Genomic DNA, 24150 nt, shown 5'->3' with positions numbered 1-24150 from the left:
GTTTGTTTGGATAAAAAAATGACCCCTACAACGTAAGGATCATCAAGAACTATGCGAATTATGCGTTGATATTTCCAGCCATTTTGAGACGCGCAGCGATTTGTTGGAAATCTTCAACCGAAATGCCAGGAGCAAATTCCTCTTCTACCGCCGGCGCTTCAGCAATGGGGTATCCTTGAGGCGTACCTGGGATGACTTCCAAGGCAGAGCCATCTTCGGGATGTGTACCTTTCCAAATCTGGCCGATTGTTGTGAAATCGTTGTCGCTCCATGTGTACAGCTTAGTATGAACGCCTTTCTCTTCATACTTTCTGGTTTCATTAAACGATTTGTTGCTTAGGGAAGGAATGGGGACTAACTTGGTGACATTGACTCCAGTTGCAACTTCCAACGCTTTGGCGTAAGCAACAACATGAACGCCTCCACGAACGAGGAGGTAACCAATCACTGCACGCGCTGCGGGGTGGTCGGTCATTTCATACACTTTCATTTTATGAGTGCGTGCGCCGCATTCTAAGAAGAAATTATGCAGCAAATCCTCTACTAAGTTGCCGCTGTTAAACACATTCGCGCCTGTCCATGGGTTGCCCATGGAATCAAACGGCATAGCCCCTTGCGCACCTGCAAGAAAGTGATACGAAAGACGAGCATCTTTGACAACATCCAGTGGTGTCTGGTCGGGCTCTTTGTAACTCGTTGAACCTCTTAAGCATTTATTGATTGCGTGGGAAACCAACTCTACGTGGCCCAGCTCTTCGGCCGTAATACTCATGATTAGATCGTAAAAGGGCCTCAGTTTTTCCTTTGAACGAAAATTAAAGGATTGATACAGATAATTGTTCAAAGTGGACATTTCACCGAATTTGCCACCTAATAATTCCTGTACAGCTGCTGCGGCATTCGGATCAGGTTTCTCAATGTCAGGAATCTCAATCGATATTTCATCCATTCGTTTAAACATGGCTTCAACTCCCTCATCATTTTCACTCCTGTACATTGTTTACCTTAAGCTCTATAACTAACCATACCGCGGGACAAGATTGAGAAAAACGAGCTACTTAAATGTAGCTTTTTTGTGCGTTTCCGTTCCACTGTAGCGTTTCCGATGGCAACTTTCCGTCAGTGCTGTACGTCTAATCTAATATGGGAAATATTATAAAATTGAACAAGGATTGGTGTGCGCGATGATTAGATGGGCAGGTAGTGGGTTGCTTATAGGTGTCATGCTGCTGCTGAATGCGTGCGAAGACAATACCCAGGGTTCGGTTGTATCCGTAGCGCCACGCGCTACCTCTCCCGAAGCATCGGCGATTCATACAACTGCGCCAGTCGGAACTGACGAATCCATGACTCGGATTAAGCTTCAGAGCCTTACTTTCGGTGAAAACAATAGTTCTGAGGGGAGGGTATTCCAACAATGGAAGGCTACGGATGTCCCTCAGGAACCGTTCCAGGTTGTGTATCATCTAGAGGATGTGAGTGTGAATGCAACATTTGCGAGCATGAGCGAAGAAGAACGACGGTTGCTCATTAACCGGATTAGGGTTGAGGGCAATGCGGATTGGGAGATTGTAGATAGTAACACTCCGATCAATCAGGTGAGGATTCAGTTCCATCATGCGAAGGAACCGTTCGTTCTGCGCGTAGGGGATCTGCCTGCCATGACGTTCATGCGAAAAGAACCCGTGAGCTTTACTTTCAGTTCACCTGCAGGCCGCGATGTTCCTTACCTTTTGGTAATGGCACAGGAATATGGACCACGACTGCGTATCCCTGAGGGGGAAAGCTCGGTAGAATTGGTTTTCTCAAATGAGATGCGAAATGACCTGCCTACGACGATAGAGGGTGTGCCTGTAACAGCCAGATGGGTAGATTCCAAACACCTCTTGGTCCAACTAGACAATATGGGGACAGGAGAGCATCGAATGAAAGAGAAGTATCTGCGAATGGATAACTTGGTGGATGCAAGCGGCAATCGCTTAGGTGGTGGTCTACAGGGAGTCTGGGTTCAACTAATGCCGAGGTATGTTTGGCGCTATGCTGATTCAGGCGAGATGGCTGGTGGGGGCACGAGGGATTCCTTATACGATCAATTGGTTATCTCGGACGATAAACAAAGCTATGTCGGGATTGTTCGCCTTGGCGGGTCTATGGGAGACGGGGACGGAACAAGCTATTCGTACATTTTGGAACAAAAGGGGAAGGACCCTATTGTCATAGAGAATGTGTTCTACTCCACGATTGAGCCTGATCAGCAGCCCATTCAATGGATAGATGCGAAAACACTCATGTATGCGTCCTACTACGGCGTGTTTGTGTATGATATTGAGAAAGGTGAGAAACGTATTCTTCACAAGGCTAATCCTGATGAGAATGATAATATCAATTACGCAGCCTATGATACGACGAGAAAACAGCTTCATGTTTTGGCCTATGAGAACCGGCATGAAACAAGTCAATTGGCACGATTGACATATCTATCAGGGGATACCGTACCTCAAAGAATGCCTGCCTACACGACAAGTGTACTGGTAGCCAAATACTCCGAGTTGGATATGACCATTACCCCTACGCCGGAGGGCACCTATTGGACACGGATACAAGATGGCGTTCCCTACACGGACTACATTAATCAAGCAGGGGGGAAGTTTACGACCAAAGGGATTGCTCGGCACATCACGAAGCAAGGCGTTTACCTACAGCAATATGAAAAAGGGCAGTTCCAATTGCAAGCTTCCCGATGGACAATTTGGCAACCTGGCAAAGCTGCGAAAGACATTGCGAACCCGCCAGAGGGAAGCGCTACCTTTGCTAGTGGGACGGATTTATTCACAAAGCAAGATGACAACCGGTATGTGAAATATGATCTTCTACGCAATAAATGGGTAGACTGGCAGGCACCAAATGGGGAGAAAGTGGCTGAGCCTGTTCAGGGGAAGGATGGCTTGTACCGCGCCAACGTGGAGTAGCCCATCGAGAAGCCAAGCATGAGGGGAGTCAGACCGTTGAATCGACTATATCGAATGACGTTAGGTATCATCATCATGGGTGGATTTACATTTTTCATGTATCGAATCGTTGAATCCTCTATCTTCGAGAGAGAGCGTAGCATCCTGGTGAATGTCGCACAGTTGAATGAACATCACTATTCTGAACACTGGCAGGTGATTGTTACCACGCTGGAGATAGATGAACAAGCGAAGCTGCAAGATTTTCATTTGTATTATAATTCCCAGGGCGAGGTTCAGAAGCTGTCTTACGAAGTCGTATGGCATCATCCTGGGAAGCAAGATTTCATGTATTACTATGTAGTTTATAACCTTATAACTAGTAAAGCTATTGTCAAAAAGCAAAAGATTGAGGGGCCATGGTTGCAATATGATCGTTCGATTCCAGTGAAGTATTTCTTTGAGCGATTGGATGAGATGGATTTGAGGATAATGAAACCAAATAATGACGATCCAATACGTTACATGCGGATTCATGAAAGCGGCTCTCGTATGACTTATGCTATAAAAAATATGATGAAATACCGTATAGACAAGGACCAAATCCATGAAATCTCTGATGCTCAACTTCCGGTTGAAGGGTATTGGCTATCTGTTTGTGGCATGTCGCAGGATGCCGCGCCCGATTTCGTTTCATCTTGTGAGGATCGAATTGATTATGTCTTAGATGCTCGTATGAGCGATAGGTAGTAAAACGAGGTTGCCGATAGAAGTGAATCGGTAGCCTTTTTTTCTCTCGAAACGGAAGATGAAATTTAAGTAATTATTTTATTCCCTTCACAATTTGGACATAATATCCAGAAAAGGGGGTCATTTCTTGCCTCATTCCCAATATATTGCAATTGGAGATGACTCCTCTCTGAAAATTTGACACTTTTGTGTAATAAAGCTCAGATTCCAAAACTATTGGTGGTTGAGCTTGGATTAACAATAATAAAGTATGTTATCATGAGGTAACATTATATAAGTTAAAGGTAAGTTTATACTTGGAGGTAATTACCATTAGTACCGATACTGTGAAAGATGCAATGACCATGTTGAAACAAACGAGCCGCACCTTTTATATACCAATTAGCGGTTTGGACGCAGGTCTGAAAGAAGCGGTAGCATCTGCCTATCTGTGCATGCGGGCTATAGATGAGATCGAAGATCATGAAAGTCTGGCGGATGCTTTGAAAATAGAGCTGTTAGCTGGTGTACACGGAGCATTCCAGTCTTCGGATATTATGGATGACATCCAGAAATTATTATCACCCTATACGGCGCAAGAACTTCCAGAAGTTTCTCTGCGACTTGCTGAATGGCTGCGTCTTTGTCCGCCTTCGGCGAGACCCATTATTGAGAAATACATTGCCAAAATGTCACTCCAAATGTCGGAATGGGTCCAAAAAGGGTGGAGCATCCGTACGGAAGAAGATTTGGATGGGTATACCTACAGTGTGGCTGGTATGGTTGGTGAAATGCTGTCTGAGCTGTGGCAGTGGAATGACGGCACGCAATCAGATCGTGATAAGGCCATTGCCTTCGGAAGAGGGTTGCAGGCGGTTAATATCCTTCGAAACCAAGCTGAAGATGCGAAACGTGGTGTTAGCTTCTTCCCGGAAGGCTGGGGCTTCAAGGAAATGCAGCAGTACACCCGCCGCAATCTACAACTGGCAGATAGCTATATCGCGGACCTGAAGCAGGGGCCAGCGTTGAAGTTCTGCAAGGTACCGTTGGCGCTCGCGCACGCGACGCTCAATCTGCTTTCTGCTGGTGGGAGCAAATTGACGCGCGACGCGGTTTTGAAAATTGTGAGTAAGGTAACGTAGCTCGCAGCTATAAGGGGAGGGTCCGCAGTAGTATCTGCGGGCTTTTTTTTGTTGAGCTTCAGGGATGAGAGGAATTAGCGTACTCATGTTCCCTTTCGCTACCTCGCCTCACGTCCATATGACGAAATAGAGAAAGGCTGCTCTCAAGTAGATGGAACTACTTGGGGCAGCCTTCAATTTACTTGAATTAGGACAGATTACTTACAATGCCCTCTTAATCACCTTCCGATAATGTTGAACGGACAACACCCCGAACACAGAGTAGAGTGCCGTGTACAGCCCCATCACGATCATCATCGGTGTCCACAGCTCCGTTCCAAACAAGAACCATCCCGATTGGATAGCGAAGTAACTGTGAACCAGCCCAACAACCAAGGGAATGCCAAAATTGAATAGCTGTTTAACCTTAATGCCATTGAGTAGATCGGCCTGCGTAAAACCAAGCTTTCGTAGAATGGTATACGAGGACTTCTCATCTTCGCTCTCATCCATTTGCTTGAAGTAAAGAATGCAGCCCGACGTGATCAGGAAGGTGAGTCCTAGGAAACCGACGATGAACATCATCAAACCCATTCGGTTTTTCGCTTCACTAGCCATATCTTGGCGAGATTCATGGGAAGCTTGCTCATCAAATTCGACTTCATGAAACAGTTGATTAGCTTTCTCGCGTTCCTTCTCATTCACGATATCAATACCGAGATATAGCGATGATTTGCCTTGAATGCGAGGGTCGAGATCTTGCTTTAGACGCTGAAAGACGGAATCGTCTACGACGGCAACAGGCAGATTGCCCATCGAGAAACGCCTCGAAATGTAGGATTGTTCCTCGATGCCGCTATATGTTAGCGGGATGACGGTGTTCTGGGTGCTTAGTTGGACTAGACCTTTCGGTTTGAAGCGAAGAAATTTCTGCATTTCATCGTTAGCCCCAGTAAAAAAGGTTTGGTCCGCAGTCACATCGATTGATTCTGTAGCGGCATCGCTGATAACGGCCATCTGACCGGCATCTAGGCTCATATAAAGTTCATTTCTCATATCCAACACTTGGCTAAAATCACCTTTAATTTGAATAACCTCGATCGTTGTCTCGCGATGTTTAATACCGCCCGCGTCTAGGGCTTTCGTAAAGCGCTCAGCATCTTGACGTTCTGTCACGGCAAAGTGAGCAGGAAGGTTCCTTTCGGCTGTTTTTTCAACCGAATAGTACGTAATATAGCTCAAGGACAGCAACCCAATCGCTAAAGCAGATACCGTTGTGATCACCATCAACAACAACGCATTGGATTTCATCCGGTACATGATGGAAGCGAGGGAAAGCACCTCTTGCACGTTCAAGTAGCCATTCTTCCTTTTACGGATCCCATTCAAAATCAAGCGGACAGACCCTTTGTAGAATAGATAAGTACCGATGATCACGGAGGCCAGAATGAAAAGCATGCTGCTCAATAATGCAGGTGCTGTCATAATGCTTCCGGAAAATAACTTTGAGGATACATAGTAACCTAACAAAACGAGACATAGCCCAATAAATCCAAGGATTGCTTCCGCCTTCGACATTTGTTTCACTTTGGCTTGGGTCGAGGTAGCGACATGGAACAACGAAAGAATCGTCTGCCTTTGAATAAATAAATAATTGACCAATAGAATTAACAAGTAAACGGCGCTGAAAACAACAATGGTTTGGATAAACGCTTGTACCGAAAAGTGGAGCGTTGCGTCAGCCTTAACCCCTGTGATTTGTAATAAGACCATCAGAATGAGCTTAGACACGGAGAATCCGATAAACGTCCCAACGACAAGCGAACCGAAGTATAGAATGAAATTCTCGGTGCTTAGGATGCGGAAGATTTTCCCCTTCGTCATGCCGATGAGTTGCAGAAGACCGATTTCTTTACTGCGTCTTTTCACAAAAATATTATTCGCATATAAATTGAAGATAGCAACAATGGCGATAAGCAGGACTGATGCAGACTTCAGCGCAGCTGCGCCTTTAATAGAACCCTTGGTCGCATCTAGAGCAGGGTCATACTGCAGCGTGACAAAAGCGAAATAGAGCGCAACGCTAAACATGAGGGCCAATACGTACAAGTAGTAATGCTTGATATTAGCCTTCAAGTTTTGGAGGATGAGCTGATTAATACGCATTGTGCACACCGCCCAGGACGCCTTGGGTCTTCATAATGTCTTGAAAGAAGGCTTGTCTCGTTTCTTGACCTTTATAAATTTGGGAGTAAATCTGCCCGTCTTTAATGAAGATCACTCTGCTGCTGTAGCTGGCGGCAACGGGGTCATGCGTGACCATCACAATGCTCGCTTGTCGACTTACATTCATTTCACTGAGTTTATTCAGCAAATCGGAGGCAGATTTGGAATCGAGTGCACCCGTTGGTTCATCTGCGAAAATAATATCAGGATCGTGAATAAACGCTCTAGCAGCGGACGTTCGCTGTTTCTGCCCACCGGATATTTCGTTCGGATACTTATCCTTCAACTCATAAATGCCGAGCTCAGTCGCAAGATCCTGAAACCTGTGATTAGCTTCAACCTTGGACATCTTCGTTATCGATAAGGGAAGTAGGATATTTTCTTTCACAGTCAGGGTATCCAGCAAATTATAATCCTGAAAAATAAAGCCGAGATGATTCTTCCGAAACTCAGCTAATTGCTTTTCCTTCATACTTGTCGTTTCTGCCTTGTTAATTTGAATAGAACCATGACTCACTTTGTCGATGGAGGAAAGTACGTTGAGCAGCGTCGTTTTTCCAGAGCCGGAAGGACCCATGATGCTGACGAACTCCCCTTTTTCAATTGAGATATCAAGGCCACGAAGTACCTCTTGTTTGTTATATTTATTGCCGAAGCTTTTATGAATTTTAACGGCTTGTAAGATAGACATGAATCACACACTCCTTTATACGATTAGCTTTATTATAAAAAGCTAGGCCGCATTTATCCTTCGATTGGACGAACAAAGTAGAAAAGCATGTGACATTATTGTCACATGCCTGTAATCCGCACGAGTTCATTGGGCTGTGGGAAAGCGAGGGTGAACGTTGTTCCAACGCCAACCTCCGAATGCACAGTGATCTGGATGTGAAGCGTGTCAGCGGCTTTGCGAGCCAAATATAAGCCCATGCCCGTCGCTGCGCTGTCCTGATGCCAGGTCGTGGAGGTAAAACCCTTATCGAAGATACGGGGAAGATCCTTGGCATCAATGCCGCGTCCAAAATCCGTTACTTCTAGGACGGTATGCTCCTGATCTGTGAAACTCCTCACGATAATATCGGGTGAGAAATTATTACTATATTTCACAGCATTCGTCAGGAGCTGACGCAGGATGAAAGCAAGCCATTTGGCGTCACTGAGGACTTGAGTGGCGTCCAAAAGAACGTCAAACCCCATGCCTTTTTGAATACACCAAGATTGCAGTGATTTAATCTCCGCATAGAGGAGATCTTCGATCTGTACCTTTTCAATGTAGAGATCATTGTCAATCGAGGGAAGTCGCAGCTGATGAAGCTGTTGGTCTAGAAGATGATGAATACGCAGCCATTCAAAGGTGATGGAGGCCTTCGCCCTATCGTTATCCAAACGTCCAATCATCAGATGCATGGCGGTGAGAGGCGTCTTCACTTCATGGATCCAAGATAGCAGTTCGTCTTTCTCTTGTTCCAATGCGATTTGCTGCCGCGAGGCGGTCTGGTGGAGTTGCTCGGTTTGATTGACCAAGGCTGCTTCTATGATCTTCTCAAATGGACTTGCAGCGTCAGCGAAACCGGATACATCCAGGCTGGTTTCCCAGTCATTTAATCGCTTCATAAAGGCCGTCTCCTTGTGATAGCGAATGATCAAGAAGATGATGAACAGTATGGTGGATAAGAAAACAATATACAGTACGGATTGGAAAGGAATCGAATGGTCGAGATAGGCGATGAGCAGGAGGAGGATTTGACCGAAGAGGAACATCCCAAGCCAACTTAATCGCTCTCTGAGATACGTTTTAATCATACTTAGGGGTCACTTCCGTTGCCATGTAGCCTTGCCCGACCTTTGTCTCGATAAAACGTCCTAAATCCAGCTCGTCCAGCTTCTTTCTGAGCCGATTCACATTCACCGTCAAGGTATTATCACTTACAAAACGCTGGTCATTCCATAAGCTATTGATCATATCTTCCCGGGTGACAATCGTATTTTTATGCTCGATGAGGAGCTTCAATATGTAGATTTCATTCTTCGTCAGTTCAATGGATCCGGAAGCATGACTAACGATATTTTTCTCGAAATCAATCGTAGCGCCGCACCATGTTTTGAGCTTCATTTGCTCCGTATTGTAGTTGTAGACGCGGCGGAGTATGGCATGGATTTTCGCGATCAGCACGTCAAAATGAAAGGGCTTTTGGATAAAGTCGTCGGCTCCAAGCTGCATCGACATCACCATATCCGTCGGATGGTCGCGCGAAGAGAGGAAGACGATCGGCACATTGGAATGCGTCCGAATCATGCGACACCAATGAAACCCATCGAATTTCGGCAGTTGAATATCAATGATGACAAGATCAGGCTTTAGTAGAATAAATGTCTCAAGTACTTTAGTGAAATCAGCTATGCCATGCACCTCGTAGGACCATTGGGCCAAACGTTCTTTAATCTCTGCAAATAAGGTTGCATCATCTTCAATAAGTAAGATCTTAAACAAGGGAAATCACCCACTTCTGGTCATTCTTCCAGCTTTTATTTTAATGGAAAAAGGTTAATAGTGCTAATATTTCAACTATATTGCCTAAACATGCACGAATATCGCTAGGAATCGACATCAGTTAAAACAATCTTGAAAAATACAAATGATACTGTATATCTAAGAGATTTCATTGGAGGTATACATCATCATGTCAACATTGGAGCAATATTTTCATTCGTACCGCAAGTATGTTGTGGGAATTGAACAACCCATTGAAACCCCTTATGGCTTGAAAAAAATGATCTATGCAGATTGGACCGCCAGCGGTCGCTTATATAGGCCAATTGAGAAGAAATTGACTGACATTGTCGGGCCTTATATGGCCAATACACATACCGAAGCAAGCGCGACGGGAGAGATGATGACCAAATGGTATCACTATGCAAGGACATTGATTAAGGAACATGTTCATGCCGATCCTCATGAAGATATCCTTCTTACCTGTGGTTCTGGAACGACGGGTGTAATCAATCTTTTACAACGGCTTCTTGGATTGCGGGTACCCGATTCGATGCGTTCGAAGATTATTTTACAAGAAGAGGATCGTCCTGTCGTCATTGTCACGCATATGGAGCACCATTCGAATCATACATCATGGCTGGAAACCATAGCAGACGTTCACGTGCTAGAACCTGACGGTGACGGTGCGATTAGTTTGACTAATTTACAGACGCTGCTAGAGTGCAATTCTCATCGCAAACGGATTATTGGCGCTTTTACAGCCACCTCGAATGTGACTGGCTTAGGCACACCTTATCACCAAATGGCGCGTTTGATGCATACGTATGGTGGATTTTGTTTTGTAGACTTTGCTGCTGCTGCTCCTTATGTGGATATCAATATGCATCCCGATGACCCGATGGAGCGGTTAGATGCCATCTATTTCTCTCCACACAAATTTCTTGGTGGGCCAGGAAGCAGCGGTGTTCTGCTGTTCAATAAGGAGCTGTATCAGAATCAAGTACCAGATGCAGTGGGAGGCGGTACGGTGAAGTGGACAAACCCATGGGGGGAGAAAGCCTATTGCGATGATATCGAGGAGCGGGAGGATGGCGGCACCCCAGGTATTCTTCAAGTCATTCGGACAGCACTTTGCCTGAAGCTGAAGGAGCAAATGGGTGTGAAATCCATTCAGAAGCGGGAGACTGAACTGCTTACTATCATTTTTGAGGGGTTAAAAGGGAATCCATACATCCGTCTGCTTGAGCCCGAGCGAAGTGAACGTATGGGGATTATATCTTTCTATGCGGAGCATATCCATCATAATTTGTTTACCAAGCTATTAAGTGATCGGTTTGGGATTCAAGCACGGGGTGGCTGCTCGTGTGCGGGTACATATGGACATTATTTGCTCGGTATCGATAAGAGAGGTTCCAAACAAATTACGGATCAAATTGATGCGGGTTTACTGAGCAAGAAGCCGGGATGGCTCCGTATTTCCTTGCATCCTGTTATGACGAATAAGGAAGCGCAAGAAATCGTACAAGCGATTTCCGAAATTACCGAACATATCGAGGAATGGCGTCAGGACTACTCCTACGATAGTCACACCAATCAGTATCGTCATCGAAAATTCAAGCCTTCGGATGAGATGTATTCCTTTTTCGCAGTGTAATTGGTACGATGGTTGGAGAGTTCCAAAAGGAATAACCAATGACTGATGACATGTGACGGGGCGGGGTACAATGCGTAGTATTTTAATTGTTGAAGATGATAGGACGATCTCGTTAGTCCTTAAAGCATATCTTGAAAAAGAAGGGTATTCCGTTCGTCAAGCCTATACATGTAAGGAGGCGAAGGAGTCATGGGATGCGCATCTGGCAGATCTCGTATTATTGGACATTACATTGCCGGATGATACGGGGTGGAGGGTTCTGCACTATATACGCGAGAGAAGTTCGTGTCCAGTTATCATGCTTACGGCAATTGGGACGATTCAGGATAAGCTGCAAGGGTTAAATTCCGGAGCAGATGACTATATCACCAAGCCATTCATAGGGGAGGAAGTCGTGGCTCGGATTAATGCGGTATTGCGACGCTCGGCACGTGTATTTGAGCAGGAAGATGCGGCTTACTTCGGCAGCCTAAAAGTCAATTTCAAATCACATGCAGTCTATTTAAAAGGAACTGAGCTGCGATTTACACCCAAGGATTTAGATCTGCTTTTCTACCTGCTAAGACATCCAAATCAAACCCTATCGAGAGACCAGTTAATTGAAAATGTATGGGGGTTTGATTATGAGGGCAGCGAGCGAGCTGTTGATCTGGCAATCAATCGCATTCGTCAAACCTTGCGGGACTGGCCTACAGAGGAAGGCGAGATTGCAACCATAAGAGGAGTGGGGTATCAAGCTCGTGTCAACATCATCTCCTGAACGCAAAACACTGCTTCAATATTGGACGACCCGTTATGTGATTACGTTAATTATAGGGTTAATTGTGATAGGTGCCAGTTCATTCTATTTCCTGGAATTCAAAAGTACCCAGAAGAATGAGGATATTGGCCGCGCGCTTACAGAGGAAATTCCCACGCACATGCAAGTGCGGAATGGACGAATTGAGATGGGGCCGGTGCATTTCTGGAACGATTTCCTCATCAAGAAAAGGGAAGCAACGGGCGTGGAATTTATGACCTTTGTTGTAGATCCGAATGGGCGGCCTATTTTCTCTGAACCTAATCTTGTTCCGCCAGAAGTTAAGGTTGTCTTGCGTGAGCAAACGACGATGCAAATGGCTGAGGGGGTGCCGCAGCCCATTTCCTTACAGGGCAATGCGACGTCCTATTTTGTAAAGAAAATTCAGTCCACGGAAGGGAGCACAGTAGGTTATTTGTATATTGTGCTGATCCCTTCAGAGATCTTTAAAGTGCCTAACTATAAAAAGATTGTATATGTGATGTTTGTTGTGGTTTTCATTTTGGGATGGGGGATCTTGTATTTGCTTACTAGAAGGCTCATCAAACCACTCCAAGACGTTGTTAACGCGACGAAGCAAATCAAGAACGGATCCTATCAGGTGGAGTTAAATCCAGCGATCAAGGAAAAGGAGATATTTGAGCTCCAGGAGTCGTTTAGCGAGATGGCCAAGCAGTTAAACCAACTGGACTACTTAAGGAACAAACTGTTGGCGGGTGTTACCCATGAGTTGAAGACACCGGTTACCTCGATTAGTGGACTTGTACAAGCTGTGCGAGATGATGTTGTAACCGGAGAGGATGCGAAGCATTTCCTCAACCTTTGTTTTAAGGAAACGCAGCATTTACAACGGATGATAGAGGATTTGCTTGAATTTAACTCTTATGCTGTAGGCGCGATTAAAGTGACACAGGAACAAACCCATCTTAATCTATTCATTGAGGAAATCATTCAACAATGGTCATTGACGGATAAAGACCCTGATATTCAGGTGGACTTTCGCTCTGAGAATCCATCCGTATACATCATGACAGATGGGGTACGATTGAAACAGGTGATTGTTAATGTATTGAATAATGCGAAAGCAGCGATGGGAGACAAAGGGAAGATACAGATACATTTATATGAAGGGCAGAATAGCGTTAACATAGATATTAGTGATACAGGAACTGGAATTCCTGAGTCAGAGCAAGCTTATATCTTTGAAAGCTTCTTTAGAGGAGAGCTTAAACAGACACATGTAAGAGGCATGGGGCTTGGCCTTTCCTTATGCAGAAACATTATGAAAGAGCTAGATGGTAATATTGAGCTGAAAGAGAGTTCCCCGCGAGGAACTAAATTTACGATAAGTTTGAAATTTGTTGAAGCAATCAGCTAAATTCAAATGAGGAGTCCTAAATGCCATGAAACAGAATAAATATGATGAGCTTGGATTTTATGAAAAATATAGCGAGATGCCTCGTTCCATTGGCGGTCTCAACGCTGCTGGGGAATGGCCTGTACTTCGTACGATGCTGCCTACGCTGCAAGGCAAACGTGTTCTTGACCTTGGATGCGGTTACGGTTGGCATTGCAAGTATGCCCGTGAGCAAGGGGCAGCGACCGTTGTTGGTGTAGATCTCTCCGAGAAAATGCTGGCGTATGCCAGCGCGAATCATAGCGATTCGGGTATCACATATCAGAGACTGGCGATTGAGGATATCGACTTCGCGGCAGGCGAGTTTGACGTTGTCATCTCCTCATTGGCTCTTCACTACGTTGAGCAATTCGATGCGGTTTGCCGTAAGGTGCAGCACTGTCTGGCCGCAGGAGGCTCCTTCGTACTCTCTGTGGAGCATCCGATCTTTACCGCACGTGCTGCGCAAGACTGGCATTATGGACCCGAAGGTGAGCGTATGCACTGGCCTGTCGACGACTATCAGGAGGAGGGGCAGCGAGTAGCGAGGTTCCTAGATCATGATGTAGTCAAATATCATCGAACGATCGCTTCCTATATGAATGCGTTAATTGATGTGGGATTCCTTATTACGAAGATCGCGGAGCCGCAACCAACGCCAGAAGCTTTGGAGAAGTACCCCGATATGAAAGACGAGACGCGCCGTCCCATCTTCCTATTGGTTTCAGCCGTTAAGAAGTAACAGTTGTCCTGCTGCCCTTCGGGGTAGGAGGATTTTTTTGTGTCTAGTCCTACGAGTGAAACATTTTTTGGAAAATCCGCGTCTGTTCGTTTAGGAGATTTTCAAATGAAAGGACGAAACTTGTGAATAGATTTGTGATGGCTCTCTCTGTTGTATTCATATTAAGTTTTATGAGTCTAGTTATGCCGAGTAAAAGCTATGCCTGTAGCTGCGCGCTGCAAACAGATCCGATAAAAGCTTTGGAACAATCTAAGGTTGTGTTTTCGGGCAAAGTTCTTGCCATCGAACCACAGGTTTTAGATATCAATGGCATTCTCGATCATAAAATCGCCGTTCATTTCGATGTTGAGAAATCGTGGAAAGGGATGAATCAGACGCAGGCCATTGTCCTTACCAACTTGGGTGAACCTTCGTGTGGCTATACGTTTGGGCTAGGTGAACCCTATCTTGTTTTTGCATATGATTATGACTTTAAGGAGAATATGCTGGAAACAAGCTCTTGTTCCTTAACGAAGAAGCTTACCAATGCCACATTGGAATTAAGTAAGATAGGGCAAGGCGTGAGTCCTATCGAAGATGTGAGTTTAAAAGGCAAGATGGATACCATGTCGTATACGAATAAATGGACTTTGCTCAAAGCGATCTATCATCGGTTGGTTCGCTATCATTTACTAGAATTCGTGCAGGTGGGCGTAATCCTAACGATTGGGGCAGGTCTGCTGCTGATTAGGGCAAGACGCCAATCGTAATTATACGAGATTAGTCAACTCAAAGATAGGTTCTAGCATTGACAAACAGCTTCGAGAAGGCTATGATATCTCTTGTTGTTTAGTAAAGTAACTGGAGGTGTTTTGACTATGGCAGTTCCTCAACGGAGAACGTCCAAAACACGTCGCGATAAGCGCCGTACTCACTTTAAACTGGCTGTGCCAGGAATGGTGAAGTGTGAACAATGTGCTGAACTTAAAAAAGCGCATCATGTTTGCAAAAACTGCGGTTCATATAAGGGTAGAGAGATCGTACAAGCTCAATAATCATATGAATCTTGCAATGAAAAAGACACTTCTAATGAAGTGTCTTTTTTTTGTCAAAATTTGAAGCAAAGTGTGCTCAATGAACCATGTTCGATGGTGTCGTGCAGTACAAGGATTTCGCGACCTGGGCTTCCGCTGCCCAGTGCTATTAGCAAAGGCACGAAATGCTCGGCACGTGGGACGCCTACTGCTGCATGCGGGGCCAGCGTTTCATACTGGCTTAAGGATTCGATATCTCTGGCGAGCACCTTTTCCCGAATCCAATCTCTGAATTGCACGGCCCATGCGCGCGGTGGAGCCTCCTTGTCACGGTCAATTTCATTAAAGTTATGCGTCAAAAAACCACTTCCGATAACGAGAATGCCATCTTGCTCAAGCCCTTGCAGCGCTTCACCGATCGCGATCTGCTGTCTCGCAGGCAAGAAGGGGTTGACCGAAACGGGAACGATAGGAATATCGGCTTCCGGATAAGCGTGCATCATGATAGGGAAAACGCCGTGATCTAAGCCGCGATATTTCCTTTGAACCGGAATGTTATTCTGGCGCAGACGCTCTTCCACCATGGAGGCAACGATCGTTGAACCTCTCGCGGGATATTGAACTTGATAGTAAGAGGAAGGAAACCCATAGTAATCATAAACCATCTCATGCACATCGTCTGTCGCGGCAATGGTCGTTATTTCACTTTCGAAGTGGGCCGAGAAAATGACGATAGCTTTTGGGCGGTTCTCCTGGCCAAAGCGGTTTAGGAACGCAGTGAATTCAGATTTTTCGAAAATGGTATAGGGTGAGCCGTGAGGCAAGAAGACAGGGGAAAGCATAGTTGGACCTCCTACTCGTAATTGTGTGGTGCTGTATGCAACTTACCAACGTCCGATTGCTACAAATAGTAATATCGCCAAGAAAAGGATGTTCATCCCGATACCTGAGTTTTCATTCCGCTTTGCATGAAATATGGCTGCTAGTACCATGATTAAACCTAGTGCAATAGCGGCAATTGGCGTCAAAATAGGTGCGATGCCTGTCGCATAAGGCACAATCAACCCTAATCCCCCAAGTAATTCAGATACCCCGATGAAAGTTACCAAGCCTTTGGAGGACTCTTTGACCCAAGGCATCCCGGCTTTGGCTTTCTCATACTGAAAAGATTTCATTGAACCTGCCATAATAAACGCTAATGCTAGAATTCCTTGTGCGATCCACAATGCGATATTCATGAAATAAAATTACCTCCTTGAATTAAGTAAGTGTATAGTCGTATAATAATCCCTAGGAGCCATACTGAGAAGTAGTTACTCAAAATAAACCTAGTATACAAAGAGATACCTAAGTGAGATTGAGGAGGAAATAACATGGAGGCACCTCATTGTAAATTTGAAACTGTTTTAGAGATCCTTGTAGGCAAATGGAAGCCCGTCGTTTTGTTCCACCTTTTCTCGAATGGCACGATGAGATTTAGCGAACTTCAAAAAGCGATTCCCGATATAACGAAGAAAATGCTAACCCAACAATTAAGAGAGCTAGAGTATCATGATATTGTTCATCGAAAGATCTATCACCAAATTCCTCCCAAAGTCGAATATTCCATCACCGAACACGGCAAAGGAATGTCTACGGTCTTACAAGCTATGAATGATTGGGGAATGTCGCATCTAACCCACTTGAATGAGTTGTATGGGGAAGAGAGATCTGTGGAATCATTTGAAGGTAGATTGGACGAAGTGACAGGGAATTAGAGGGGTGTTTTCAGGGATTTTACTCGATTGAAACAGCAGCTAAAGCACATATGAAATCAAAAAGAAGCCTCTTCCAAGGCTTCTTTTTTTCGTTTATTCCGTAAATCAACTACTCCATTACCACATGCCAAGGCTGCATCCACACGATTCGCTCACCTACACGAAGAACGATGTTCAAATCATGGGGACCAGAAGTCAGGGTTCTTGAAGTACTCAAGTGGTACAATGGCGTTACTGTGTCAGCGGTAACGGCCTTACTGACGGGAGCAACCGTGATCGATGATAAGGCATCCTTGCCGCCTAGATCCTTATTTTCCTCCAAAGATAACCGTGGCTGGATGGCGTCTTTGAGATTTTTCTGAGTCCATTGTATCTGTGTATCGTAAAGAAAAGCATCCAGTTTAGCCGTTGTTCCTGCTAACTTGTTGGGGAGTGTTCCGAGCTCGACTTTGTAGGCTCCTTCATAATAAGCGTGCCCCTCATACCAAGGAATGGGGGAAAGGCCGAATAAAAGCTTCACATCCGTCTGTTCCAAGTACCACTCACCTTCTTGTTGTTGGGGGATGCTGCTGAGGGTAACGGATTTGGTTGAAATATCTTTCCAGTAGATATCAGCACGCTGTCCCCCTTTATGTAGAACGAAGGCATAGTCGCCTTTCGAATAACGAACGGCGCCGTTCGGGTCTCCCACATCCGCTTGCTGGTATCCTAACTGCTCAGCTAGAACCTTCAGCTTCAGGACATCCACGCCTTCTTTTACATAGCCTGCGTCAACATCCTCGTTCCACTTTAGAACGCCTTTGCTATCAAGCTTAAGAACAACCTGTTTTGGATATTGGGTTTCAATCTGCAACTCAGTACCCGTATCGAGGTCCCAGAATCTGTCTTGGTTCCAGGATTGCAAAGGGATCCACCCCACATGTCCTTCTTTACTAGCCTTGAGCCATGTGGCGCCGTTTGGCATACTCCATACCGCGGAAACCTCCACATCCTGATTCCGCAGCAAAAGGACAGAAGATGTATAGTAAACATCAGGATAACGCATTAACTCACGGTCACCATGAATGGATACCCTCCAATGAACGTTTACCGCGTCCGCGGGTTCCCCGTATAAGAGATTAATCCATCCTTTTCCTTTGGACGTGTGTACATGGTACCAAGTTGAGAAATGCCAAATCTCATAAGGACCTCTACCAGTCCATAACGGTTGGGTGATTTTTTCAAAGGCGGTGACCTTCTCCCCAGAGACGACGGCAATTTCTTTGTTCGCTGGGTCAGTGAATAGTGGAATCTCTGTAGTCAGGTTTAGTGTTTCATTGGTAGGGACGATGGACACACCTGCTTGCGAAGTCCACAGAGGACCTACCTCGGTTTCAACGAAGAAGTAACGGTCATAAATCGTTGTATACTCTTGGATGATTCGTGTTTCCCCAGCAGATGCGGATTCCATCGAAGTCTGCACTGATTGTAAAAGGGGCAACAGCTCCTTACTGCCGTAGATACCTTGATAATAGACGGGCTTGCTGACGTCTTGAACGGTGCCTATTTGCTTCACCGGGATGTGCGCCCACAAGTCTCCCATCCATGACGTATGAATCTGAATCCAGGCTTTACTGGACGTGTCATTCGTGTAGAACCACTGCTTTTCCGCACTGACAACCTTCACTTCTTGAGGTGCAAGGGCTGCTACCGAACCGCCTCGTTCGCTCATTTTGCTATAAAGAGGTGTGTCCGAGGTTAGCAAAATGTGATCGGGTGGAGCGATATCAATCTCCCACGGATTTGGACGAATCCAACGAGGGCCGAACATCGTCTCAATTTTCCAGTTAGCTGCGCCAATAGACCAAGCACCATTTGTCTCAATGACGTTGACGTTTTGTGGAGAAAACCACCCTTCGGGTTGATCGGCAGGTGTATCTGCTGCAGGAAAGTAAGCTGTATCCGACAGCAGCTCTATCGATCCAGGAATACGTAATCCATCAGGGGGATAGGGCCCCTGAGCCATGAATTCCGCCGAGGTTCCTACAGGTTTACCTAAGAGTCCCGCTAGGGTTACCACTAACAAAGTTACCATCCAACTTGCTCGCCAATTCATTTCGGCACCACTTCCCATCACTAATTGTGGTAAATATTTCAAATATTAGACGTAAAGTGTGGGCAAAAAGTTTCTGAAATAGGTGTAACATAGTGAGAAAGGGTGATAGGATTTCGCACACTTCGTGAATAATAAGTTTGTTATAAGTGATGCTTCGAAAGGAGGGGATGCGGTTGAAATTCTCTTATTATTTCATTTTAGTAGCTTTCGCGATGGGGTTGTCTGCGTGCCAAGCAGATGATCTTACAACGGCCGTTCCGAACGGTGTTTCAGAAGAGCCAACGGCTTCTATTCGTGTGAAAAAGGAAGAAATGGCTCCTAAGATGAGCGAGGCTAAAAATCCGATAGTCCTTATGCCCGAAGGTTGGCAGCAGCTAGAACGGCAGAGTGGCCCTGTGCGGGTGGAAGGTGACTTGAACAAAGACGGTATCCAAGACGTTGCCATGGTCATCGAAAAGCTTGAAAGCGCGAAAGATCAAGCACCTGAAAGGGCACTTCTGATTGCTTTTGGAAATAAGGATGGCACCTACACACGTTCGATCATGGCAGATAAGGCGATTCTAAAAGCTGACGAAGGCGGGATTTGGGGCGATCCACTAGCTGGTATTTCCATCGACAAGGGCTCCATTATTGTTAGTTTTTACGGGGGAAGTAATGATAGATGGTACGGGAATTACCGTTTCAGATTTCAAGATGAAGACTGGTACCTGATCGGTGCCACGGTGGGGTCCTTCTATTCGGGGACGATGACCGAAACGACGGGTGACGAGGAAGACTATAACCTGCTTACAGGTGATTATGTCAAACGAATCGTTGACGATCCCAAGGCTGAGAAGAATACCTCGCATACGATTACTGGCAACATGGGGAAGAAGAAGCTTCTGAAGCTAAGTGATTTTGTGGCGACGGGATCAACGGATCAGTTTTTAAAATAAGACGTGTCCGCGGCTGGATGCGTCGGTTGACGCGGATGGTGGGTGCGGAAGGGGAAGCAGTGGCGGAAATAGATGGATTTCCTCCATCTATTTTCGTCTTAAATCAACCGAAACACAGTATTGATGGATTTCCTACAGCTAATTTGACGCAATCTCCCCCTTTTGCCGCGAACGGCCAGATTTAACTGGAGATTTTCCATCTATTGTTCGATTTTAGTGAAAAACCCTGAAATTAGCTGTATCCAGTTAGTTGGTCTGGTACGAGTATCTAAACAACACCAAGCACACTCAGCTATCCACAAACCACGATCCACACTCAACCATCCACATGTCACCAACCACACACCACCAACGCCAATCGACCATCTACATGCGACTAGTCATTCATTTCTATCTACCACGCCACCAGCTCTCACGCTACCTTCAAATCGTCCAATCCCGCCGGCCAATATTCTCTCTTCACTCTTTTCTCTTTACGCTTCATTCTTCTAGCTCAATCCACCCGCCTTCCTCCCTCTTTTTACCCTCAAATTTGCCATGGAAATCCACCTTATACACACTTATCCCCAAAATTACCCACAGTATCAACATGTCCACAAACCAAGCTGTGCATAATCCTTTCAATATCTTATACACATATCCACAGAAAATGTTATCCACAGGTGGAGAGGACGATAACCGTTTCGACGTGATTCCGCTAGTCCGAACTACAAACCATACTGTATGCTTCTCACCGATATGCTCAGAAGATGCTTTTCCGCGTATGATTTGGTATGCTGTATTAAGTTGTAACATTGTTGTAATGTTATTGTAACAGTAACAATTGTGCCGACGTTCTGCTAAGCAGCTGACGCATTGGCGCCATCAACCTTCATCTTATATGCACGTAAGGACGTGGACAACTCCGCCTTTGGTCTAGGTTTCTTCACGACTTTTGGCTAAAGAAAGACAGTACCTTGGTGCGTTTAGCAAATGGCGATACTCCTTTATGATAGAGTTAACGTAGAGGAGAGCGAGGATTTGGCATGAGAACAAAAGCTTGGGTGTCCTATTTGCTAGCGTGCAGCGGACTGCTTTTGATCCCGTTAGTAGGGCTCATTTATATACATTTAAATCAAGATAACGGCACGGCGTACAGTTTAATGACGGATCTCGATCGACAGATACCTTTTATCCAAGGCTTCGTAGTTCCTTACTTATCCTGGTATCTCTTTCTTGCTGTAGGATTCCTATATTTAGCGTATCAAGATCGCTCGAATTATTTCCAGACACTCGTGGAATTTGTTATAGGTTTGCTTTTGTGTTATAGCGTCTATGCTATATATCAGACGACAGTACCGCGACCGGACATTGAAGGTAGTGATTGGCTGCTGGGGACGGTGCAGTGGGTGTATCGCTCGGATGAACCGTTTAACTGTTTTCCCAGTACACACGTGTTAACGGCCTACCTCATGATGAGAGCCTATATCCGATCCAAGCGGATTGCGAAGCCTTACACCATCCTTGTAGCGAGCATGGCAGTTCTCATTATCGTTTCAACATTGTTCGTTAAGCAGCATGTGCTGATGGATATTGTGGGTGCAGTGCTTGTGGCTGAAGGAGTCGTCTATCTAGTGGAGAGAAGTAGAAGAACGTGGTTAACAAGATCGACCGCTGCTAGTGCGCGGCAGGATAAGCTCGAAAGGGGACTGAAGCAATGAGAAGCAAAGGAAAGCTTTTGATACTGACGGGCAGTCTTGGCGATGGGCACAATAAAGCAGCACAAGCTATTCTTGAAGCGGTACGTATGTATAGGCCGGATATGGAAGTGAAGGTCGTCGATTATTTGGCGTGGACGCATCCGTATCTGCATGGGTTCGGTAAGTACTGTTATATGCAATGGGTGAAAAGCTTGCCCTCCGTATACGGTTTTCTATATCACAAGACTAGACATGATACCGCGTTATCCCATTTGTTCAAAAGAATGAAGTCATTCAGCACCGACCGGATGCTGGATTTGTTAGAAGAGGAAGCGCCCACGGAAGTCGTGTGTACATTCCCAGGTGCTGCGGCAGCGATGTCTTATCTAAAATGTAACGGCCTTACGATCGTGCCGACCGTGACGGTCATCACCGATTACACCGATCACAGCTACTGGATTCATCCGGGGACGGATAAGTATTTGGTCGGGGCGGAGCATGTGAAGCAGGCGCTCCTGCGGTATGCGATTCCTGAACAGCGTATCGTTGTGACAGGGATACCGCTTCGGATGCCATTCACACAAACCTACAATCGTGAGGAGCTTCGTGATAAATATGGCTTGCACCGCGACATGCCAACTGTCCTTGTGATGGGCGGGGGCCATGGGCTGATCGGGAAGTCGTTTAAATCGGTGCTGCAGTCGGACGATCTGAAGGCACCCGTGCAATTTGTTTTCGTTTGTGGTCGCAATGAGAAGCTGAAACAGCATTTGGAAGAGGAGCTAGGCGGCTCGAACACGCACCATCATGTGATGGTGACAGGGTTTGTCGATCATGTGCATGAGTTGATGGCATTATCCGATCTGATCGTGACGAAGCCAGGCGGGCTCACCGTTTCCGAAGCGCTTGCGCTGGATCTGCCGATGATGCTGTACAAGCCAATTCCAGGCCAAGAGCAGGCAAATGCAGCCTATCTTGTTGGAATCGGCGCAGCCGTCGAAGTGAAGAACGCAGCTGAGATGAAAAGCCAACTGTTAGAGGTCATCGCGAATCAATCTGTTTTGCTCAAGCTGAAGAAGAATGCACAAATGAGTCATCGCCAACCAGATGTGCTTCGCACGGTAGATGCGATTTTGGAAACGGAGCATCATTATCTTCCGATTCAGGATGGCTTACAATTTTCTTATGCCAATGTTTAAAATAGAGCTCAAAATAACCCTATTTCCTCCCTTTTTTGAGGTGGGGGAATAGGGTTATTTTGAGCTGAAGGGGAGCTATTTATCTTCTTGCATCGTCACGATAATATCTTGGGCATAGTTGCCGAATTGTTTGCCAAATAGCGTAACACCACCACAATTCGTGGACGTTTCTAAGGAGGCAATACGGAAATGAATATCTTGGGAGAATAAGATATTCAGGTCGTGAATAGTAGTCGCTGAGATTTGTGTGCCATCTAGAAAGGACCCCTGCGGATTCACGGTAATAATTTTCAACAGACCATGCTGTGTGTTGCCATTACCCCACCAGTCGGGGGAGAGTACCCCTCTGTGTTTACCGAAATCACCAGGGCAGGTCCACTGTCCGAGTGGCTTATCGTTGATCGAAAAAGAAATATCCGAAGGCCAATTCTCGTTAAAGCCAGGAGCTTCCGAGCAGATTTCAAATGAAATCTCTAGCGTGCGAAGCTTCTGGTTGCTGTGGAAAAAGTTTGGGATACGGTACTCCACATAGCCGCTGCCGAACCAAAGAATGCCTGCTTGTACGTGCTGTGGATCCGCAAAGTAACGGGGATCATCCAGCACGCCAATCAGCTGTGTCGGTGACGCCAAGCCACATGTTGGGTTCACGTCGAAGGAGGCGTATTGGCCGATGGGAATCGCAACCGTCGTTGTCGGATGCTCATAGGGCTTCTTCGACTTAAATTGAAGTGTGGCTTGTTCAAGCTGCAGGTAGCAGATCTTTTGCGTGCCGCGCACACCGGTCACGTTCTCCGACCGCACAATACCAGCTTGCTCCAGTTTCTGAATATGTTTCGTTACGATCGCTGACGAAATCTCTAGTCGCTGGGACAGCTGTTTAATATTTAATGGCGCTTCGCCAAGAAGCTCAATCATTTTCACGCGAGTTTCCGATGAGAAGCATTCCAGGAAGGGCATGTTTTTGGATGAAACCTCAATTTGCATAGGGGGAACCTCAACTTTGTAGGCATTTTTGTTTCTATTGTATAACCTACAAGTTATTTAAACAACTTGATGTGAGTATTTGTTGGATATTTGTATAGGTGCCCGAATGATGTTGTATTCTCTACAACATCATTCGGGCTTTCGGGGCTAAATCGCCCCTGATGTTGTATTTGATACAACAATCTGAGGCGAAAAGCCCCAATTAGGCCAAAAACAGCCAATCATATTGCATAAAATGCAACATAGATGCCCATAACGGCTGTTTCCCGGCAATCATGTTGCACATCATGCAACTTGCCGAGAGTGTGACGGCTGAATACGGGCTTCGAATACTTAGTCCCACCCGACCGCGACCCCGCACCCGCACCCGCACCCGCAC

The 24150-nt window shown here is 45.7% G+C and carries 24 protein-coding genes; 14 read left to right on the top strand and 10 right to left on the bottom strand.

Features of this window, described 5'->3' with window-relative positions; genetic code table 11:
• Positions 1–58: 58 nt before the first annotated feature.
• Complete coding sequence (locus tag L6I86_RS33775; RefSeq protein ID WP_236293160.1) at positions 59–961, bottom strand: manganese catalase family protein; 903 nt, start codon at positions 959–961, stop codon at positions 59–61.
• 223 nt (positions 962–1184) lie between these two features.
• On the opposite strand from L6I86_RS33775, the gene L6I86_RS33770 reads away from it, so the two are divergent.
• The 3 genes from L6I86_RS33770 to L6I86_RS33760 all read left to right on the top strand — a co-directional run bounded on the left by L6I86_RS33770 (position 1185) and on the right by L6I86_RS33760 (position 4819).
• Positions 1185–2969: a hypothetical protein gene (locus L6I86_RS33770; RefSeq protein WP_236293157.1), complete on the top strand. Its 1785-nt coding sequence runs from the start codon at positions 1185–1187 to the stop codon at positions 2967–2969.
• A gap of 36 nt (positions 2970–3005) precedes the next feature.
• Positions 3006–3698 carry a hypothetical protein gene (locus L6I86_RS33765; protein WP_236293154.1) on the top strand — a complete coding sequence of 231 codons (693 nt, stop codon included), beginning with the start codon at positions 3006–3008 and terminating at the stop codon, positions 3696–3698.
• Positions 3699–4036: 338 nt separating this feature from the next.
• On the top strand, positions 4037–4819 hold the full coding sequence (locus L6I86_RS33760) for a squalene/phytoene synthase family protein (protein ID WP_236293152.1): 783 nt from the start codon (positions 4037–4039) through the stop codon (positions 4817–4819).
• A gap of 201 nt (positions 4820–5020) precedes the next feature.
• Here L6I86_RS33760 and L6I86_RS33755 read toward each other — a convergent pair whose 3' ends face one another.
• The 4 genes from L6I86_RS33755 to L6I86_RS33740 form a co-directional block, all read right to left on the bottom strand.
• Entirely contained in the window at positions 5021–6964 is a 1944-nt protein-coding gene (locus L6I86_RS33755; RefSeq protein WP_236293150.1) for an ABC transporter permease, read from the bottom strand.
• Positions 6954–7715: an ABC transporter ATP-binding protein gene (locus L6I86_RS33750; protein WP_236293148.1), complete on the bottom strand. Its 762-nt coding sequence runs from the start codon at positions 7713–7715 to the stop codon at positions 6954–6956. Before L6I86_RS33750 ends, L6I86_RS33755 begins: the two co-directional genes overlap by 11 nt.
• Positions 7716–7816: 101 nt before the next feature.
• The gene (locus L6I86_RS33745; protein ID WP_236293146.1) at positions 7817–8827 is read right to left on the bottom strand and encodes a sensor histidine kinase; all 1011 of its coding nucleotides are present in this window, start codon (positions 8825–8827) and stop codon (positions 7817–7819) included.
• A complete protein-coding gene (locus L6I86_RS33740) occupies positions 8820–9515 on the bottom strand; it encodes a response regulator transcription factor (RefSeq protein WP_236293144.1) in 696 nt (231 codons plus the stop codon). Before L6I86_RS33740 ends, L6I86_RS33745 begins: the two co-directional genes overlap by 8 nt.
• Positions 9516–9705: 190 nt before the next feature.
• On the opposite strand from L6I86_RS33740, the gene L6I86_RS33735 reads away from it, so the two are divergent.
• The 6 genes from L6I86_RS33735 to rpmF all read left to right on the top strand — a co-directional run bounded on the left by L6I86_RS33735 (position 9706) and on the right by rpmF (position 15143).
• A complete protein-coding gene (locus tag L6I86_RS33735) occupies positions 9706–11172 on the top strand; it encodes an aminotransferase class V-fold PLP-dependent enzyme (protein WP_236293142.1) in 1467 nt (488 codons plus the stop codon).
• Positions 11173–11242: 70 nt separating this feature from the next.
• The gene (locus tag L6I86_RS33730) at positions 11243–11932 is read left to right on the top strand and encodes a response regulator transcription factor (protein ID WP_236293141.1); all 690 of its coding nucleotides are present in this window, start codon (positions 11243–11245) and stop codon (positions 11930–11932) included.
• Positions 11913–13349 (top strand): HAMP domain-containing sensor histidine kinase, encoded by a 1437-nt coding sequence (locus tag L6I86_RS33725; RefSeq protein ID WP_236293140.1) that lies wholly within the window; start codon positions 11913–11915, stop codon positions 13347–13349. Before L6I86_RS33730 ends, L6I86_RS33725 begins: the two co-directional genes overlap by 20 nt.
• A gap of 25 nt (positions 13350–13374) precedes the next feature.
• On the top strand, positions 13375–14109 hold the full coding sequence (locus L6I86_RS33720) for a class I SAM-dependent methyltransferase (protein ID WP_236293139.1): 735 nt from the start codon (positions 13375–13377) through the stop codon (positions 14107–14109).
• Positions 14110–14231: 122 nt separating this feature from the next.
• A complete protein-coding gene (locus tag L6I86_RS33715; RefSeq protein WP_236293138.1) occupies positions 14232–14858 on the top strand; it encodes a cobalamin biosynthesis protein CbiN in 627 nt (208 codons plus the stop codon).
• A 108-nt stretch (positions 14859–14966) separates the two neighbouring features.
• Positions 14967–15143 (top strand): 50S ribosomal protein L32, encoded by a 177-nt coding sequence (gene rpmF / locus L6I86_RS33710; RefSeq protein WP_047680282.1) that lies wholly within the window; start codon positions 14967–14969, stop codon positions 15141–15143.
• Positions 15144–15196: 53 nt separating this feature from the next.
• On the opposite strand, the gene L6I86_RS33705 is transcribed toward rpmF, so the two are convergent.
• Positions 15197–15964, bottom strand: coding sequence for a DODA-type extradiol aromatic ring-opening family dioxygenase (locus L6I86_RS33705; protein ID WP_236293137.1), 768 nt, complete (start codon positions 15962–15964; stop codon positions 15197–15199).
• A gap of 42 nt (positions 15965–16006) precedes the next feature.
• Positions 16007–16360 (bottom strand): DoxX family protein, encoded by a 354-nt coding sequence (locus tag L6I86_RS33700; protein WP_236293136.1) that lies wholly within the window; start codon positions 16358–16360, stop codon positions 16007–16009.
• A 135-nt stretch (positions 16361–16495) separates the two neighbouring features.
• Here L6I86_RS33700 and L6I86_RS33695 point away from each other — a divergent pair, with 135 nt between their 5' ends.
• Positions 16496–16879, top strand: coding sequence for a winged helix-turn-helix transcriptional regulator (locus tag L6I86_RS33695; protein ID WP_236293134.1), 384 nt, complete (start codon positions 16496–16498; stop codon positions 16877–16879).
• 109 nt (positions 16880–16988) lie between these two features.
• Here the strand turns inward: L6I86_RS33695 and L6I86_RS33690 are convergent, their stop codons facing one another.
• Positions 16989–18953 (bottom strand): hypothetical protein, encoded by a 1965-nt coding sequence (locus tag L6I86_RS33690; protein ID WP_236293133.1) that lies wholly within the window; start codon positions 18951–18953, stop codon positions 16989–16991.
• Positions 18954–19147: 194 nt separating this feature from the next.
• Between L6I86_RS33690 and L6I86_RS33685 the strand changes: the two genes are divergently transcribed.
• Together L6I86_RS33685 and L6I86_RS33680 are read left to right on the top strand one after the other, a co-directional pair.
• Complete coding sequence (locus L6I86_RS33685; protein ID WP_236293131.1) at positions 19148–19909, top strand: hypothetical protein; 762 nt, start codon at positions 19148–19150, stop codon at positions 19907–19909.
• Positions 19910–19926: 17 nt separating this feature from the next.
• Complete coding sequence (locus tag L6I86_RS33680; protein WP_236293129.1) at positions 19927–20094, top strand: hypothetical protein; 168 nt, start codon at positions 19927–19929, stop codon at positions 20092–20094.
• 295 nt (positions 20095–20389) lie between these two features.
• On the opposite strand, the gene L6I86_RS33675 is transcribed toward L6I86_RS33680, so the two are convergent.
• A complete protein-coding gene (locus L6I86_RS33675; RefSeq protein WP_236293128.1) occupies positions 20390–20704 on the bottom strand; it encodes a hypothetical protein in 315 nt (104 codons plus the stop codon).
• Between the two features lie 230 nt (positions 20705–20934).
• On the opposite strand from L6I86_RS33675, the gene L6I86_RS33670 reads away from it, so the two are divergent.
• Positions 20935–21609, top strand: a complete 675-nt coding sequence (locus L6I86_RS33670; RefSeq protein ID WP_236293127.1) for a phosphatase PAP2 family protein — start codon at positions 20935–20937, stop codon at positions 21607–21609.
• Complete coding sequence (locus L6I86_RS33665; protein ID WP_173116302.1) at positions 21606–22787, top strand: MGDG synthase family glycosyltransferase; 1182 nt, start codon at positions 21606–21608, stop codon at positions 22785–22787. The genes L6I86_RS33670 and L6I86_RS33665 overlap by 4 nt, the downstream gene beginning before the upstream one ends.
• 75 nt (positions 22788–22862) lie before the next feature.
• Here L6I86_RS33665 and L6I86_RS33660 read toward each other — a convergent pair whose 3' ends face one another.
• A complete protein-coding gene (locus L6I86_RS33660; protein ID WP_236293126.1) occupies positions 22863–23771 on the bottom strand; it encodes an ArsR/SmtB family transcription factor in 909 nt (302 codons plus the stop codon).
• Positions 23772–24150 lie beyond the last annotated feature (379 nt).

It is taken from the genome of Paenibacillus allorhizoplanae (assembly GCF_927798215.1).
Classification (GTDB): domain Bacteria; phylum Bacillota; class Bacilli; order Paenibacillales; family NBRC-103111; genus Paenibacillus_E; species Paenibacillus_E allorhizoplanae.
This window is presented reverse-complemented; position numbering and strand designations above follow the sequence as displayed.